This is a genomic window from Lacihabitans sp. CS3-21, from assembly GCF_024343675.1.
Taxonomy (GTDB): domain Bacteria; phylum Bacteroidota; class Bacteroidia; order Cytophagales; family Spirosomataceae; genus Leadbetterella.
The window spans coordinates 1-17344 of the sequence record NZ_RJUD01000108.1; the positions used below are offsets into that span (position 1 = coordinate 1).

Consider the following 17344-nt stretch of genomic DNA (forward strand, 5'->3'; position numbering starts at 1 on the left):
AAGCATTTTTCGAGTTTTCTGCATTTCTTTGTAAACCAAAGAAAATCATTGATGAAAAAATTATTAATTCTACTTGCGAGTGTCTCGCTGTTATTCTCTTGTAAAAGCAAACCTGAGCTAAAAACTGGTCTTTGGCGAGCTGAAGTGCCTACTATTGCTGGCGTTTTGCCATTTCATATTCAAGTAGAAAAAAACCGAGCCTTTGCTATAAATGCAGATGAAAAATTGGCATTTGATACTTTATATTTTGAAAATGACTCCTTGCATTTGAAGATGGAACTCTTTGATGCTGAAATAATTGCAAAAGTGGAAGGAGAAACCATGAATGGGATATTTCGTAAAAAAATGGCCAATTTAGACAACAGAGAAGGAGCTTTTACGGCAAAGTTTGGACAAGAATTTAGATTTGAGAATGGCAAATCGAACGCATCTTTGGCAAATAAATATTCAATAATTTTTGATGATGGAAAAAGTACCTATGAAGCAGTGGGTATTTTCGAACAAAAAGATAATAAAGTAAAAGGTACATTTCTCACTACAACTGGAGACTATCGCTACCTGGATGGAAACGTGGTAGGTGATAGTCTGAAACTGACTTGTTTTGATGGAAATCATACATTTTTGTTCACTGCTAAAATAATTGGAGATAGCCTAACGGGAGGCACATTTTGCTATAGTTTGAAAGGAACAGAAAAATGGTCGGGTATAAAAAATGACCAAGCAGCTTTGCCAGATGCCAACAGCCTGACTTACTTAAAACCGGGTTTCACAAGTATAGACTTCAGTTTTCCTGACGAAACTGGTAAAAAGATTTCTATCAAAGATGAGCGATACAAAAACAGCGTTACCATAGTCCAAATATTAGGCTCGTGGTGTCCAAACTGTATGGATGAGACCCGTTTCTTGGCCGATTTCAAAAAGAAAAATCCTTCAGTCGAAATAATTGGACTAGCTTTCGAAAAATCCTTGGAGCCTGCTTTTGTAAATCCTAAAATACAAAGACTTAAAACAAGATTTGGCGTTACTTATCCCATACTCTTAGCTGGCAAAAACGACAAAGCCGACGCTTCAGACAAACTGCCGATGTTGAACAAAATCATCAGTTTCCCTACTACCATCATTATTGACAAAAAGGGTGTTGTCCGCCAAATACATACAGGCTTTAGCGGCCCAGGTACTGGCGAATATTATAATAAGTTTGTGGAAGAGTTTACAAGGTTTGTGGAGAAGTTGGAGAAGGAGTCTTAATTCACACAAGTTTCATTCGCACCAATCTGTGCCTGAAAATAGTTCCCGACTCCTCTTGCCTCGAAGCCTGGATTTAAGGTAATACTGTTTGGTGCTTTGAAATCTATGGCTCCTCCGGGTGCTTGGATTTTGGCATCGCTAGTTATGGTCTGTATCGCTCCTCCGGTGTAAGTCGGGGAGTCTATGGTACCTGTGATAGTGCTGTTATTGACTTGCGAAGGCATATTGCCCAAAAACTCATACGCTCCTATGTCAGCTATGTTTTCGAAATTTCTACGTTTAAGGTCTAAATCTAAAGGGCTGATGCCTGTGTTGGTGCCAGCATTGATGGCAAGGCTACACCATTTAAGGCGATAATCTCCTCCATCAGTCACTACCGAAAAAAGCACAGGGTTTCTAAAATGTGGTACCACGATAGTACCATTTAAATTATTTAAACCGCCAGTAACACTTTGCACCAAACTATTTGAAATAAGATTGGTTACAGCTCCATTTGATAATATATAATTATTATTATAAAATAGAATCGTATTGCTAAGGTTGTTAGTTATTGAACCCCCGAAACCTGTAGAGCTATTAATTCCGTAATTACCATTGGCTGCAATGGTACAATTTACTAGTCTCAATTGATTGCTTAGATTAAATGTAAATTGTGCTTGCAGAATTCCATCGAACATATTGTTGCTTATCAGGCTATTGGTAATTTCAGCATTGGAATCGACTAGTTGGATTCCAGAAGTGCCGTTTCCGCTTATTTTAGTATTACGAATAAAAGGCGTTGAGTTATTTATTGCTATAGCTCCAAAAGTATTGTTGGATAGTGGAGAACCGTTATCGACTATTCTCAAATTTTTTAAAATGGCATTACTGTTTTGAATTCGCAATCCATGGTCAGAACCACCTTTAATTGTAAATCCATCAAGAACTACATTATTTGCGTCAATCTTTACTACTATCTGAGAATTTGTATTGCGAGTTGCATCAAAATTGAAAGGCGTATCGTTGTCAGTTAAATCGCCCGAAAGTACACTGCTATTTGTGGTATGAATCAAGGCCATATTTCTATAATTTATGCTCTTCTCTGTAGAACTAAAACCACCATATACTTTTAATCCTTTTGGAAAATTATGCGATAGGGTAGTCGAAGTTTGGTGAGGTTTGTAGGTTCCTCTGGCCACATGCATTTCAAATAATAGGTCATCACAGGTATAGGCAGTGGGCAATAAGGCCAAACCATCGGCGATATTCTTAAAGGCACTTGGCCATGTGTAGCCAATTGGACCTGGACTTAAACCAAACGCATCTACATATATAATTTGACCATTTACAAAATTGGAAACATCTCCAACATTAGCAAAATTGCTCAAAGTGCCAGAGTTCGTATTATTATTTACTAGGCTATTTACCTTGGTAATGAGTATGGAATTATTGCCATGAGGCACGCCTTCACTAAAGTTGTAGGCAGCTTGCAGATTGGCTGTATTAGGGGTTTTACAAAATCTTTCTTCGTTACTCTCGGTGTTTGTTTTTCCGACCGACCAAATCCTGACCTCATCTATTTCACCTTTGAAATGATTTATATTTCCCCGACTGCCAATGTATAACAAAGAATTATTTTGGGTTTGATTGGTATTATCGCTTATGCTGCCGTCAGAAACTCCGTCGACACGCAGCTGAAGAACCCCGGCCCTCCTAATAAATGCTATATGATGCCATTTGCCATCTTTGATAGAAATACCCGAGGTTATGCTTGGGTTGTTGGTGCCGTCATACCGAGCAACCTTTATTTTACCAACGTTTCCAGCATTTTGATTATCAATGTGTTCGTTGAGGTAGCGAATAACAAACGGATAACTGTTACTAGTTCCATCCCATTTTTCCAATATATCATTATCAGTATTAGTTAAGTTGGCCTGATTTTCAGTTGATGAAACTCTTACCCAGCAAGTTACCGTAAAATCTTGTCCAGAAGTAAAATTGCCTACTGTTGATGGAATTTCTACGTGGTCATTAATGCCATCAAAATCGAGGGCTACGTTTTGTGGTGTATCGTCCCCAATCATGATATTGTCTAATGTAGTGAAACGACCAATATTAGAAGGAGCAGCAAAAATTACAGCAGTTAAGTATTCGTTGGGGTTATTTACCTTAAATCCTACAGAAGCGTTTATTGCCGAATAAGTTAAGTTTACATTGCTAACATTACCCAAATTTGATACAGCTATAATATTTATGGAAACGCCATCCTGAGGAATGCCATTTCCATCTTCAGGGCGAACAAAAGCCCTCATTTTTCTTACGTTACTACCTTTAAATGCTAATGTGATGGATTGACCGGAGGCATTGCTTGTTAATCTACCGAAATTGCCCACTAGCCCTAAAGGTGAGGACGCCACAAAAGTGAAGTCATTATTAGGCGAAGGCCCAGACCTTACATAAGGATTCGGTAAAAGGGTTACAGCCGTTGGGAAGTCAAGTTCGGTATAAGAAAAACCACCCAAAGCGTAAAAATCCTGCATGGTAGCCGAGGTGTAAGAAGTTATCTGGCCTTTGGCTATTATTGAGAATGTTAATATGAAAACAAAAACTAAATTCTTCGTCATGGCTATTTTGAAGTTTGTTACTTTTATATCTTAGAGAAAATTTAATTGTTCACACACCCCACATTGGGTAATATTTTAGCCTCAAAAAACTGCCCCAGTCCTTTGGCTTCGAAGCCGGGATTTAGCGTAATAGAATTAGGAGCTCGAAAAATTATAGTCCCGCCAGGTGCCCAAATTTTATTTGCCGAAATAATGTGCGTAGAGCTCATACCCACACCGTATGGAACATCCAAAGTGTTGGTGCCAAAATCTATCGTTGGATCGTTTGTTGGTGCATTGCCCAAATATTCAAATGCTCCTATGTCTGGATTTGGGCCAAAAAAACGAGGGTTACTTCCGAGGTCTTTGCCAGGAAGAGGGTAAATGTTGCCCGCATCTATTAGCTTTGAGCACCATTTGAGTCGGTAGTCACCTAACACCGTAGGAGCGGAGTTATGAGCCAAGGGGTTCTCAAAATTAGGATTTACCGTGGTTCCATCCAAGTTACCATTAGCTGCAGGATTGAGGTTTTGCACTAAACTATATTTAAGGGTCGGTGAACCATTGTTGGAGGCATGCCTTATTCCACTTACTGAATTACCATAAATTACTGAATTACTGAATTCAGGATTTGTGGTTGACCCATCTTCGTCGAAGCCCAACCCAACGTTGTTTACGATATTGCAATTGTAAAATTCAGGATTTGATACAGCGGAGAAACCATCGGCCCTGTTGTAAATAGTAGATGGAAAAGAGGAACCAGAGGCATGATTTCCTGAAAACATGCAATTATAAAACTTGGAAACATGTATAGCATTATCTGTCCTTATCCACAACGCACTAATTTTAAAGGTGGATTTATTGCCGCTTAAAGTACAGTTTTCATACAATGCATCGACATTGTTGGTAAGTACGCCACCCGTTGGACCAAAATTGCCCACTATCCTTAGGTTTTTAAAAGTGGGACTTGAAGAAAAGGCGGTGATGCCACCCGCCCCAAAGCCAGAATTCCCTGATACATCATAGTATCCACCTGATATTTCAAAGCCATCGATAAGTACATTGCTGTCATTTAGAAGTTTTACCACCGTATAGCTATTGTCCGCTTTGTTGATGCCGAAATTCATCGGGCTGTCGTCGTTGTTTGAATCACCACTCAGTACACTCAAATTGTCCGTATGTATTTTCGATGGATCACGGTCCAAAATACTGGTTTCACCACCTGCAAAGCCGCCAAAAAGCTTCATGCCAGCGGGTATCTCAAAGGCATTGCCCCTATCTGATGTAGAAGAGCCTGGCCTATATACACCATTGGCTACCCATACTTCGGCCAGGTCGTTGCAGGTGCTGGTATATTCGCTTAGTAAAGCGGGTAGATTTGGATAGGCAGTTTCCCATTTTTTACCATCTTGATTTTCTACTGTTATGCTGGCGTCAATATACCTTATTTGTCCAACTACAAAATTTGAAGTGCTTCCTGATTTTGCAAAACTAGAAATAGTGCCGGGCAAAGCTTCATTTGCACTATTTTTAACCATACCTATACTGGTATTATTTCCTGCAGGTTCTCCTTGGTCAAAACTCAAAAATGCTTGTAAATTCGTATTTTGAGGGTTTTTACAATACATTTCATTTAATATTTCGGAACCTGTTTTGGCTTTAGCCCACACCCTAAATTCGTCTATTTTTCCTTTAAAAAAATTATAGGTTTGTGCTCCTCCTCCTAAGAAGATCGACGAATTATTTTGGGTACTGGTGTTGCTAAGGTCTGAAATTCCTCCACGAAAATAGCCGTCTATATAAATTTTGAATTCGGCACTTCCCCTTACAAAGGCTATATGATGCCAAAGGCCGTCTTTCATATTTTGTTCGGTAAATGTAAAACTTGTGGTATTACTACCGTCTTTTCTCGAAATTTTAATGGCCCCAGGGTTGGTAGTATTGCCCAATTGGATCAAAAACGGATAAGGTTGGTTAGCGATGAACTTATCCACTATATCGCTGTAGGGCTCATTATGAAGTTGTTCCCCAGCTTGCATCCAAAACTCTACCGTGAACTCGTCGTTGAAGTTGAAATTGCCTATTGAATTGGGTAGATATACATTATCGTTGATTCCGTCAAAATCAAGTGCCAGATTGTGGTCATAGCTTTCAGCCAATACCAAATTATCTAATGTTACGTAGTTGCCAGTACTGGCTTTAGTGATTAACACTTGAATAATGTATTCGTTTTCAGAAAAGGTTTTGAGGCCAATAAATCGATTAGTTTCGTTGGCCACCATCTGCACAAACCTGCCTTGACTCGTAAAGGCAGCAACGAAAACATCACCACCTACCGCTTGACCTGTCAAATCACTTACAAAGCAATCGGCGGCAAACATACGTACATTGGGTGTCTTAATTTCGATTAAAATTTGATCATTTGTTCCTAGGGTTGACATCGCATTACCATCATTGTAAATGCCAGTGGCAGCACTAGCCACATATACAAAAGGGTTGTTGGGGTTTGGCCCTTTTCTTACATAAGGAATTTGTTGTAATCCGCCTGTAAAATCCTTATCAGTGAATGCATATTTTTTCAAATTGAAAAAGTCCATCTTCGTGGCCTCTTCAAATATCTCCACACCGCCCAATTGTCCGCGAACTTCACCTGTTGGAAAGTTGACCGTTTTTATCGATAAATAGAGTTTGTTTTCAAGTAAATCTAAGACGTTTTGGGATGAAAGAACAATAATACCCGTAATTGGGTTTATCGTTGGTGTTATTGTGAATATACCCGGACCAGTTCGTCCCTCTGCTCCTTCCTGTATGAGCGAAATATTTACTGCAGAACTGAGTCCGTTATAAACTATCGTATAAGAAAATTGACCTGTTACATCGTCTAAAACACCAAATATCTGGCCAGTTCCTACCGAGTTGTTGGCTGGTACTTCTTTGCTTCCGCTGAGTTGGCTCGAAACAAAGTAATACTTGGCTTCTGTAGATTGAATTGTGGCAATAAAAACAATTAGAAGGAATATTTTTTTCATTTTTTGGGTTAATAAAAAGTATGAATTTTATACAATTGAATTTCTTAAAACATCATCGGATACAAATCCCTTATCTTATTGACCCTCCTCCGTGCTATATTTATCTCGTCTCCATTTTGTAGGATTACTGAGTAGGTGTTGTCCACGCAAAGTGTTTTTTTAATAAACGCCACATTAATCAATTTCGAACGATTAACTTTAATGAAATCCATATCTTCAAAAAGAGCTTCATAAACTTTAATATTGTAGCCCGAAACCATACTTCGGCCATCTTTGAGAAAGAATAAGGTATAGTTTATAGAGGACTCAAGGTAACATATACTTTCTTGGCTCAGATTTTTTAGTATTTTGGGTGTTTTCATAGCATCATTGTTATCCAACAAAATTCTTTATAAATATTATCTAAAAAAATCACCCTACAAGGTGAATTTTATTTTTCTTACTGCTTGATTATCACCTGACAGGGTGATAGGTTTTCAATTGTATTCTTTCTATTTTTGTATAAAAGAAAGCCATGGAAAAGACCAGAATAAGTTTAATAGAAGACAATAAAGTCATCAGAGAAAATGTGTCGAAGTTTATCGGATTCCATGAGGAATTTGAGCTTTCTATGATACACAGCTCTGTAGAATCTTTTCTGTTAGATTTTGAGGCTAATCCAAAGCGAACTACCGATATATTATTGTTAGACATAGGTTTACCGGGTATTTCTGGCTTAGATGCCCTTCCCATTTTATTAGAAAAAATGCCTTCGTTGAATATTATCATTCTTTCAAATTATGAAGAAGAAGACATCATTTTAAAAGCTCTTTGTTCGGGTGCATGTTCGTATGTTTCCAAAAAAGCCAGTCTTTCAGAAATAGTGGAGGCCATCAGGATTGTGGTCAAAGGAGGTTCTTACATGTCTCCCACCATCGCCCGTGAAATCATCAATCATCTGATGGGTGGCAGGGTAAGTAAGGCTACCATCTTGTCAGATAGGCAAAAAGAGATTCTACAGAAACTGGTTGATGGTAAAAGTTATCAGGCTATTTCAGAGGATTTATTTATATCCATAGAGACCGTGAGATCGCATATAAAAAAAATGTATAAAGTATTGCATGTCAACAACAAAACGGAGGCGATTACAAAATATATGAAAGGACATATTGGCTAAAATTTACCTAAAAACAACTTGCTGAAAATTGAAGAAAATATTTAAACTTAGAAATTCAAAATTGCTTTTAGTAATTGTCTTTGGCCAACTACTTTTTTCGTGTACGCAAAAACAAAAATCTACCGATGCTACTGCAGGTTTAAAAATAATGCCTGCCAATGGCCGTGTGATTTCTTTGGACACCATGCCAATGCCTGAAATTACTCCTTTAGGCAAAACAGAAAACGTTCCAGTTGGTAAACCTTCTGAAACGCTAATGACCAATCTTACAAGACCTATTAACTGGAAAACCGTAAAAGCTGGACAACCCACAGTTTATATCATTGGACAGGATTCAGTTTTAAAACCAACGATCCGCCCAGCCGTCCATAAACCTACACTCGCTGGAGCACCCAAAATCAATCTAGCCAAAGAACCTCATAGCCTAGATTACAACCCATTTAATCTGTTGATATATGGCATGAATGAGGGTCTAATCGAAAGTCAAGTTCACAACTTATTTCAAGACAAGAAAGGGAATATCTGGTTGGGAAGTTTCAATGGAATATCTAAGTTCAATGGTCATACTTTCGAAAATTACAGCCGAAAAGAAGGGTTGGTAGACAATTTCTTTCTTTGTGGTCTTGAAGATCACGCCGGCAATATTTGGCTGGGTTTTAGAGATGGCCTTACTAAATTTGATGGGAAATATTTTACAAACTATACAACCAAGGAAGGCCTTAGTAGCAATGTAATTGAATCTATCATTGAAGATAAAAATGGGAATATTTGGTTAGGTACCTCAGGTGGAGGTGCTTGTATGTTAGATAAAGAACGCAAAACATTCAGTCATTTTGGTCTCAAACAAGGTTTATCATCCAATATTTTATGCATGGTTGTGGACAAAAGGGGTAATATCTGGTTTGGCACCCAAGAGCATGGCCTTTTTAAGTACGATACAAAAAGCTTCTCTAAATATGGATATTACGAAGGTTTAACTTACGTGACAGTTAATGACCTCAAGATGGATAGGGAAGGGCATCTCTGGTTGTCTATGTGGACTGGAGTTAGTCGGTTTGACGGAACCCATTTTCATCACTATACAGGAGAATTGTTAGGCTACGCAAGTAAAATGGCTATTGATAAAAACAATTCTGTTTGGTTTGGCGGGCAGCCCGGAGGTTATTATCATATTGACAAAGACAGAATGTCCATTTCCTCTATTTCTCAGTCACAAGGATTGCCTGATACCCAAGCATGGGCAAGTATCACAGATAAAAACAATAACCTTTGGTTCGGAACAGACAATGGCTTGATTAAGTACACAAAATTGGTAAAAAACCTTAGCCAAAAGGACGGTTTGGTAGGTTTTCAAATTAGCTCAGTAATTGCCGACCACCAAAAAAATATTTGGGTGGGTGCCTATGATGGAGGAGTTTCAAAAATGGATTTCAGTCAAAAAAGAATCACAAACTATACTGTAAAAGAGGGATTAAGCAATGAAAATATAATTAGTATTTTAGAGGATAGAGATGATAATATTTGGTTTGGGACGGTTTATTCCAATATGTTTAGGTTAAATAAAGACAGAAAAACTTTTACTCACTTTAGAGAAAGTGGCTCTTATGTGGTCTGTATTTTTGAGGATAGTGGCGGCAATATTTGGTACAGTTCTAGAGAGAAAGGGGAGGTAATTAAAATAAACAAAAGAGATAATTCGAGAATCCATTTCTCACCCAAACAAGGTCTTCCACATAGTCAAGTGGTCCGGATTTGGCAAGATAGTGGGGGTAATATGTGGTTTTGTACTTTTAATGGCGTTGCTCGGCTGGATACTGGTGAAAGATATCTGACCAATTTTACTGAAAAAGAAGGCTTTAAATTTGGTGTAGTTGAAAGTATCGTTGAGGATAAACACGGTAATTTTTGGTTTAGTACCTTGGCTGAGGGCATCACCTACTTGAATCTAAAGAATAAAACATTTATAAATTTTACCGAAAAAGATGGACTGAGTAACAACACAGCTTTTGGTATATTAAAAGATAAAAAAGGCAACATTTGGTTTAATACACGACAAGGTTTAAGCAAACTTACGGCAGAATCTGTAGAACTATTAGCCTCCAAGAAACCGCTTTCTAAATTGCCGATTTTTCGAAATTACACTTCGGAGCAAGGCTATTTGGGCTTTGGAGCAGGGAGGTTTGATATTTTGGAAGATTCTTTGGGTAAAATTTGGCTGCCTATGGTGGACAGATTGACTATTTTTGACCCGTACCAAGAATCCTTAGAAATCGAGAAACCAACAGTAGAAATTACCAAAATCAAGCTTTTTAATGAAATCATCAATTGGCAAAAAGACACTTCCTACATTTTAAAGAATGGATTTACTGTTGGTCAGTTCGATTTTGAAGAATTATCAAAATGGAATTCCTTACCCTTGGGACTTAGATTGGCCCACAATCATAACTATCTAAGTATAGAGTTTGCAGGCATCAATGTAAATACGCCTTCCAAACTGAGTTATCAATATATGTTGGAAGGCTTGGATAAAACCTGGGGCGTTCCGTCTAGCCATTCTGAGGCCATTTATGGAAACCTTCCCGATGGCGATTATATTTTCAAAGTTAAAGCCAGCAATGGCGGAGGCAATTGGAGCGAGGCAGTTTCTTATAAATTCAAAATCGAACCTCCAATTTGGAAAACTTGGTGGGCTTATTTATTGTATTTGTTTATAATTGGAGCTTTGATTTATTGGCTCATTCAAATCAGAGTGGAACAGGGCCTAAAACGAATAAAATCTTTAGAAATCATACGAACAAAAATTTCTTCTGATTTGCATGATGATGTGGGTTCTATTTTATCTGGCTTGGCCATGCAATCTCAGATGTTGGCCTTCAATGCCAAGGATCAACTGAAAGACCATCTTTTGGAACTTAGCCAGATGAGCCAAGATGCTATGGAACGCATGCGAGACACCGTTTGGGCCATAGATTCTAGAAAAGACAAATACGAAAATTTGGTGGATAAAATGAGGGAGTTTGCTGAGAAGAGCTTTCATCTTAAACAGATAAATCATGTTTTCAAAACCGAAATAGATGACTCCAAGCGTTTTATTAACCCTGAAAAACGTCAAAATATTTATTTGATTTTCAAAGAAGCTGTTACTAACATTTGCAAACATTCTAACGCCACACAGGTAGAAATTTATTTCAAGCAAGAAAAAAGCAATTTTCACTTGAAAATTAGCGACAACGGCACATTTAAGTCAACTGGGAAATCTGAAGGTACTGGGCTGAGCAACATGAAGATGCGAGCTAAGAATATTGGATTTAATCTGAAAGTCGAAACCAAAGAGGGCTTCACTATTATGTTAGATAAGTACATAAAGTAGGTTTTATCTTTTAAAAAGCAGTAATATTTTTTTTGAAACTATATACCTCTTATTGGCCCAATTTATACGGATTGGAACTAAGGTCATTGTCAATCCTTGCCATTATAATACGTGGCAGCCAACTGTTGGTTTAAGTTATGTTCCAATCTCCGTGAGAATCATCCAAAGTAAATCAAATTTTTAAATAAAAAATAATAGTATGCTTGCATAACAATATTTTATTTTATTACTTTGCAAACAGTATGCTTGCATACTATTCTTTTGACCTTTAAATAACATTACAGACATGTCAATCGTAGCAGAAAAAGAAGCACTAAAAGGAGGAGAGTTTTTGATTAAAGACTCTACCGCTGATCAGATATTCATCCGTGAAGAATTTAACGAGGAGCAGCAAATGATTGCTGATACTTGTAGAGATTTTTTGAAAACTGAAATCTGGCCTATTTTAGATGAAATAGACTATGCCAAATCTCCTGACCTTATATCTTCATTGATGGATAAAGCCGGTGAATTGGGTCTTTTAGGCACAGCTGTTCCTGAAGAATACGGTGGCTTTGGTATGAACTTCAACACTTCTATGCTAGTAGCAGAGGTTTTGGGTGCAGGTCATTCCTTTTCTGTTGCTCAATCTGCCCACACTGGTATCGGTACTTTGCCTATTTTATATTATGGAAACGAGGAACAAAAACTAAAATATCTTCCAAATTTGGCCTCAGGTGTTTGGAAAGCAGCTTACTGCTTGACAGAGCCAGATTTTGGCTCAGATGCCAACGGTGGAAAATCAAAAGCAGAACTTACTGCTGATGGAAAACACTATAAAATCAATGGCACAAAAATGTGGATCACCAACGGTGGTTTTGCCGATATATTTATCGTTTTTGCCAAAATCGGAGAAGATAAAAATCTAACCGCCTTCATAGTAGAGAAGGGTTTTGGGGGTATCACGATGAACGAGCCTGAGAAAAAACTCGGTATCAAAGGTTCTGACACCCGCCAAGTATTTTTTAATGACTGTTTGGTGCCTATAGAAAATATGCTTTCTAACCGTGAAAACGGATTTAAGATTGCGGTAAATATCTTGAACATCGGCCGTATCAAATTGGGTATTGCCGCAGTAGGAGGTTCTAAAGGTGTTTTAAACCACGCTATTAATTACGCCAACGAGCGTAAGCAATTTGGTATTTCTATAGGTAGATTCGGAGCAATCAAACATAAGTTGGGTCAAATGGCCACTAAGATTTGGGTGAGCGAGTCGGCTAGTTATAGAGCAGGTCAAAATATTGACGACCTTATCGCTACATTTATTGAAGGTGGAATGAATGATGCTGAAGCAAAATTGAAAGCCTTAGAACAATATGCCATAGAATGTGCAATTCTTAAAGTACATGGGTCTGAGGTATTAGACTATGTGACAGACGAAGGATTGCAAGTTTATGGTGGCATGGGTTATTCTGCAGATGCTCCAATGGAAAGAGCTTACAGAGATTCTAGAATCAATAGGATATTTGAGGGTACCAACGAAATCAACCGTATGTTGATATTGGACATGTACCTCAAAAGAGCCATGAAAGGCGAATTGGATTTGTTAGGACCAGCTACAGCTGTGGGCAAAGAAATTCTTTCTATTCCAGATTTTAGCTCAAATGACGATGATGTGATGTTTGCTGCGGAGAAGAAAGTAATCAAAAACATGAAAAAAGCGGCATTGATGATTGCAGGGGCGGCAGTTCAGAAATTTATGATGAAACTTTCGCATGAGCAAGAAATATTGATGAATGTGGCCGATATGATAACAGAAGTTTATGCTGCTGAATCGGCTTTATTGAGAGTTGAAAAACTCATTGGAATGAAAGGCGAGGAAGCGGTTTCGCTTCAGAAAGATATGGCCTTGGTGTATTTACAAGATGCCGTGATGAAATGCAATCAAGCTGGCCGTGAAGCCATTCAATCTTTTGCCGAAGGCGATGAGCTAAGAGTAATGCTCATGGGCTTGAAACGCTTTACAAAAATAGACCCATTGAACACAAGAGATGCAAGAAGAAGAGTCGCAGATGCACTTTTAGCTGAAAACAAGTATATATTTTAAATCGTCTAATGTTGGAACATGGATAGTGGCTAAGCGGAGCCAGATTCGGTGTCTGAGGGAAGCTAGATCCGGTGGCTGAGTGGAACCATATCCGGTGGCCGAGAGGAACCAGATCCGGTGGCTGAGTGGAACCATATCCGGTGGCCGAGAGGAACCAGATCCGGTGGCCGAGAGGAACCAGATCCGGTGGCTGAGCGGAGCCGAAGCCACAGATGCTCCACGCATTAGAATTCAAATATTTTGGCTTAGAATCAACAATTAAAAACCAATAAACCAGCCTTATATTATTTAGGGCTGGTTTTTTATTTGTGCTTTGAATCTTCACTTCGGCTCCGCTCAGTGAACGGAGCCAAAGTACTTTGTCGCTTTAGAATACGCTTTTCACTTCGACTCCGCTCAGTGAACCTAGCCGAAGTGCTTTGTCGCTTTGGAATACGCTTTTCACTTCGGCTCCGCTCAGTGAACGTAGCCGAATTGCTTTGTCGCTTTAGAATACGCTTTTCACTTCGACTCCGCTCAGTGAACGCAGCCGAAGTGCTTTGTCGCTTTAGTATACTCTTTTCACTTCGACTCCGCTCAGTGAACGTAGCCGAAAAGCAAGCTTAACGTAGCTCAACCCAGTGTCTAATCAAAGCTCAACCCGGTGGCTGAGCGGAGCCGATTCACGCTACTTCTTCAATAATCGTAATCTTCTGTATTTTATCTCCTTGACGAATCAAATCTACCACCTCAAGACCTTCCACCACTTTTCCAAAACAAGTATGGTTTCTGTCTAAATGCTGGGTATTGGTTCTGTTGTGACAGATAAAGAACTGTGAACCTCCCGTGTTTCTACCTCTGTGGGCCATCGATAACACGCCTTTGTCGTGGTATTGCAATTCTCCTGTCAATTCGCATGGAATGGAGTATCCTGGGCCGCCGCCACCTGTACCATCAGGATCGCCTCCTTGTACCATAAAGTTTGGAATAACTCTGTGGAAAATCAAACCATCGTAGAATCCTTTTTTAGATAAATCTATAAAGTTCTGTACTGCAATAGGGGCATCGGTATCATAAAATTCGATCAACATCGTACCCTTGTCTGTTATCATTTCTGCTTTACGCATAGTATATTTTATTTAGTTTTGTGCAAAAGTAATTCTTAAAATTGGATTCCCACATTTAAGGCTACTTCAAAAACAAGAATAAAAGCCCAAAATATTTCTTATATTTGGTTGAATATTATTTTCCATCATTAATCATCCAAAACCAAAATGGAACTCAACCTGAAAATCTCAAAGTGGGCCTCCAAAAATATAGTTTTAAGCGTTGGTTTAATTATTCTTTTTCAGTTTCTCCAAATTTTCTTAGGCATAAAAATAGGTAGGGGATGGTTTCCATCTATCTCCAGTGATGAACTCACTATAGTTTGTATTTTGATTTTTTCCATAATTATTACTTTGCAAAAGCGATTTAGTCTTTTGTACAACAATTTGGACAAAATACACAAATTTGGACCGATGCTGCGATATAATGTGTTAGTTTTTCTCAGCACTTTTGTCCTTAGTTTAGCATTTGGAGCTCACCTCAACAGCTTAGAAAATCCAGCTAGAAATATCCAGCTTTCTGCTACCGAGCACCACAAAAATATAGACTCAACCACCCATTTTTTAATTCAAAAAGCACTTGAAAAACAAAAAGTGAATGCTGAAATTCAAACCGAAACCACCAAAGACACAGGCAAGCGAGTGGTCTATTTTCTTTTATTTTTGTTGAGCTTGATACTCACTTATTTTATAGCAGTCATGGCCTGTAGTTTGGCCTGTTCTGGTTATGGTGTGGTGGCCATTTTGGTGTTATTGCTTGGCCAAGGCGTATTGGGTTCGGGTATTTATTTCTTATTAAAGATTTTTAGAAAGGGTTTCATTAAAAAATGGAAACAGCTGGACATAAAAGAAAAGAAAAAAGAAAGAAAAAGGTATTGGCTCACCCTCCTTATAAGCAGCTTAGCTTTTTGGTTATTCATACTTTTGGGTAATTTGTTGGGATAATTCACTAATTTTGGACAAATTATAAGAACAATACTTAGAAATGTCTATTAAAGAGGATTTGCAAATTGTGATATGTGGTTTGGGATATGTTGGACTACCACTAGCAGTTGAATTTGGAAAAAAATATCCCACGATTGGTTTTGATATAAACAAGCAACGAATTGCGGAATTAAACAAAGGTCTAGATAAAACACTTGAGCAAACTCCTGATGAAATCCAAAGTGCCAAACTTTTAAGTTTTACTTCCGATATCAAGAATTTTGAGTTGCTTCCATTTTCAACAGTATTTATTGTTACGGTTCCTACGCCCATTGATGCCTATAAAAAACCCGATTTAAAGCCATTAATTTCGGTTTCAATGACCATCGGGGAAGTTCTTAAAAAAGGAGATGTAGTTATTTATGAAAGCACGGTTTACCCTGGCTGCACAGAAGACGATTGCGTACCTGTTTTAGAAAAACACAGTGGACTGAAATTTAACCAAGATTTTTTCTGTGGTTATTCTCCTGAAAGAATCAATCCAGGGGATAAAAAAAACACGCTGACCAAAATCCTAAAAATCACTTCTGGCTCTACACCTGCAATCGGGGAATTTGTCAATGATTTGTATGGGAGTATCATAGAAGCAGGTACTTATCAAGCCCCTTCTATCAAGGTGGCGGAGGCGGCCAAACTCATCGAAAACTGTCAAAGAGATGTCAATATTTCTTTTGTGAATGAGCTGGCCCTTATTTTCGAGAAAATGAATTTAGATACGACTGAGGTGCTCAAAGCCGCGGGTACCAAATGGAATTTCCTCAAGTTTCAGCCAGGCCTTGTAGGTGGGCATTGCATTGGAGTTGATCCCTACTATATGCTCTACAAATCGGAGCAACTGGGTTATTATCCTGCTCTGATTGGTTCTGGAAGGCGTATCAATGACAACATGGGTGTTTTTGTTGCCAACAAAGTGGTGAAATTGATGATCAGCAAAGGCATCAACGTGAAGGATTCCAAAGCATTGATTTTGGGCTTTACCTTCAAAGAAAACTGTCCAGATATCCGCAATACCAAAGTGATAGACATCTATAAAGAGCTTAAAGACTTCGGGATTAAAACTGACCTCTACGATCCTTGGGCCGACAACGAAGAAGTGCAACATGAGTATGGTATTGGTCTTACACCCGTATTGAATCAAAAGTACGATTTGATTATCCACGCCGTCAACCACCAAGCTTTCGAAACGCTTAATATCGCAGATTTTGCTGCTGAGAGTCATGTGTTATTTGATGTCAAAAGCACGCTGGATAAGTCTTTGGTGGATGCTAGGTTGTAGCCTTTTTCTTAAACACATAGGCACATAGAGATTATAGATTTTTTACTTTGTTTTTTTAACATCAAATGTATTGCGATATATAGATTCCTTAAATTGAGAAACTATTTTTACCACAGAGTGCTCAGAGTTATGCACGGAGGGGCACTGAGTATTTGAATCCTTGTGTCTTTTGTGGAATAGCAGGCTATCTTAATGCATCACCATTGAGGAAGTTTTTAACATTAAGTTTATTAAAAGCATTTAGATATTTTGATTCCTGAATGCCCTTAATTCTCTTAATGTTAAACATTTGAGGCTATTTTTTTTAACATGAAGTGCATTAAGATATTAAGAACATTCAGATTTTTGATGCACTTAAATTCTTGATGTTTAATTATTGAGGGACTATTTTTACCACAGAGAATTAAGAGTTTTGCATGGAGTGACACTGAGTATTTGAACCTTTGTATCTTTTTGTGGAATAGCTGGCTATCTTAATGCATCACCATTGAGGAAGTTTTTAACATTAAGTTTATTAAAAGCATTTAG

10 protein-coding genes are annotated in these 17344 nt (G+C 38.2%); 6 read left to right on the forward strand and 4 right to left on the reverse strand.

Annotated features, from left to right (window positions below):
- Window positions 1–1248, forward strand: a 1248-nt coding sequence (locus EGI24_RS19050) for a TlpA disulfide reductase family protein (RefSeq protein ID WP_310586106.1), incomplete at its 5' end; no start/stop codon positions are given.
- Here the strand turns inward: EGI24_RS19050 and EGI24_RS19055 are convergent.
- From EGI24_RS19055 to EGI24_RS19065, 3 genes are read right to left on the reverse strand one after another with little or no spacing between them, the layout of a single operon-like run.
- Window positions 1245–3851, reverse strand: coding sequence for a LamG-like jellyroll fold domain-containing protein (locus tag EGI24_RS19055; protein WP_255050168.1), 2607 nt, complete (start codon window positions 3849–3851; stop codon window positions 1245–1247). The genes EGI24_RS19050 and EGI24_RS19055 overlap by 4 nt on opposite strands.
- A 41-nt stretch (window positions 3852–3892) precedes the next feature.
- On the reverse strand, window positions 3893–6859 hold the full coding sequence (locus EGI24_RS19060) for a LamG-like jellyroll fold domain-containing protein (protein ID WP_255050169.1): 2967 nt from the start codon (window positions 6857–6859) through the stop codon (window positions 3893–3895).
- 44 nt (window positions 6860–6903) lie between these two features.
- Window positions 6904–7221 carry a LytTR family DNA-binding domain-containing protein gene (locus EGI24_RS19065; protein ID WP_255050170.1) on the reverse strand — a complete coding sequence of 106 codons (318 nt, stop codon included), beginning with the start codon at window positions 7219–7221 and terminating at the stop codon, window positions 6904–6906.
- 152 nt (window positions 7222–7373) lie between these two features.
- Here EGI24_RS19065 and EGI24_RS19070 point away from each other — a divergent pair, with 152 nt between their 5' ends.
- The 3 genes from EGI24_RS19070 (at window position 7374) to EGI24_RS19080 (ending at window position 13471) form a co-directional block, all read left to right on the forward strand.
- A complete protein-coding gene (locus EGI24_RS19070) occupies window positions 7374–8015 on the forward strand; it encodes a response regulator transcription factor (protein ID WP_255050171.1) in 642 nt (213 codons plus the stop codon).
- A gap of 28 nt (window positions 8016–8043) precedes the next feature.
- Window positions 8044–11385 carry a two-component regulator propeller domain-containing protein gene (locus tag EGI24_RS19075; protein ID WP_255050173.1) on the forward strand — a complete coding sequence of 1114 codons (3342 nt, stop codon included), beginning with the start codon at window positions 8044–8046 and terminating at the stop codon, window positions 11383–11385.
- Between the two features lie 286 nt (window positions 11386–11671).
- On the forward strand, window positions 11672–13471 hold the full coding sequence (locus EGI24_RS19080) for an acyl-CoA dehydrogenase family protein (RefSeq protein ID WP_255050174.1): 1800 nt from the start codon (window positions 11672–11674) through the stop codon (window positions 13469–13471).
- Window positions 13472–14133: 662 nt separating this feature from the next.
- On the opposite strand, the gene EGI24_RS19085 is transcribed toward EGI24_RS19080, so the two are convergent.
- Window positions 14134–14577: a peptidylprolyl isomerase gene (locus tag EGI24_RS19085; RefSeq protein ID WP_255050175.1), complete on the reverse strand. Its 444-nt coding sequence runs from the start codon at window positions 14575–14577 to the stop codon at window positions 14134–14136.
- A gap of 147 nt (window positions 14578–14724) precedes the next feature.
- On the opposite strand from EGI24_RS19085, the gene EGI24_RS19090 reads away from it, so the two are divergent.
- Both EGI24_RS19090 and EGI24_RS19095 read left to right on the forward strand, forming a co-directional pair.
- Entirely contained in the window at window positions 14725–15501 is a 777-nt protein-coding gene (locus tag EGI24_RS19090; RefSeq protein WP_255050176.1) for a hypothetical protein, read from the forward strand.
- A 40-nt stretch (window positions 15502–15541) separates the two neighbouring features.
- On the forward strand, window positions 15542–16816 hold the full coding sequence (locus EGI24_RS19095; protein ID WP_255050177.1) for a nucleotide sugar dehydrogenase: 1275 nt from the start codon (window positions 15542–15544) through the stop codon (window positions 16814–16816).
- The last annotated feature ends 528 nt before the right edge of the window (window positions 16817–17344 follow it).

Bases quoted from the DNA above. Each gene is read 5' to 3' on its own strand.
- EGI24_RS19055 (WP_255050168.1), bottom strand. From the start codon at position 3,851: ATGACGAAGAATTTAGTTTTTGTTTTCATATTAACATTCTCAATAATA.
- EGI24_RS19060 (WP_255050169.1), bottom strand. From the start codon at position 6,859: ATGAAAAAAATATTCCTTCTAATTGTTTTTATTGCCACAATTCAATCT.
- EGI24_RS19065 (WP_255050170.1), bottom strand. From the start codon at position 7,221: ATGAAAACACCCAAAATACTAAAAAATCTGAGCCAAGAAAGTATATGT.
- EGI24_RS19070 (WP_255050171.1), top strand. From the start codon at position 7,374: ATGGAAAAGACCAGAATAAGTTTAATAGAAGACAATAAAGTCATCAGA.
- EGI24_RS19080 (WP_255050174.1), top strand. From the start codon at position 11,672: ATGTCAATCGTAGCAGAAAAAGAAGCACTAAAAGGAGGAGAGTTTTTG.
- EGI24_RS19085 (WP_255050175.1), bottom strand. From the start codon at position 14,577: ATGCGTAAAGCAGAAATGATAACAGACAAGGGTACGATGTTGATCGAA.
- EGI24_RS19090 (WP_255050176.1), top strand. From the start codon at position 14,725: ATGGAACTCAACCTGAAAATCTCAAAGTGGGCCTCCAAAAATATAGTT.
- EGI24_RS19095 (WP_255050177.1), top strand. From the start codon at position 15,542: ATGTCTATTAAAGAGGATTTGCAAATTGTGATATGTGGTTTGGGATAT.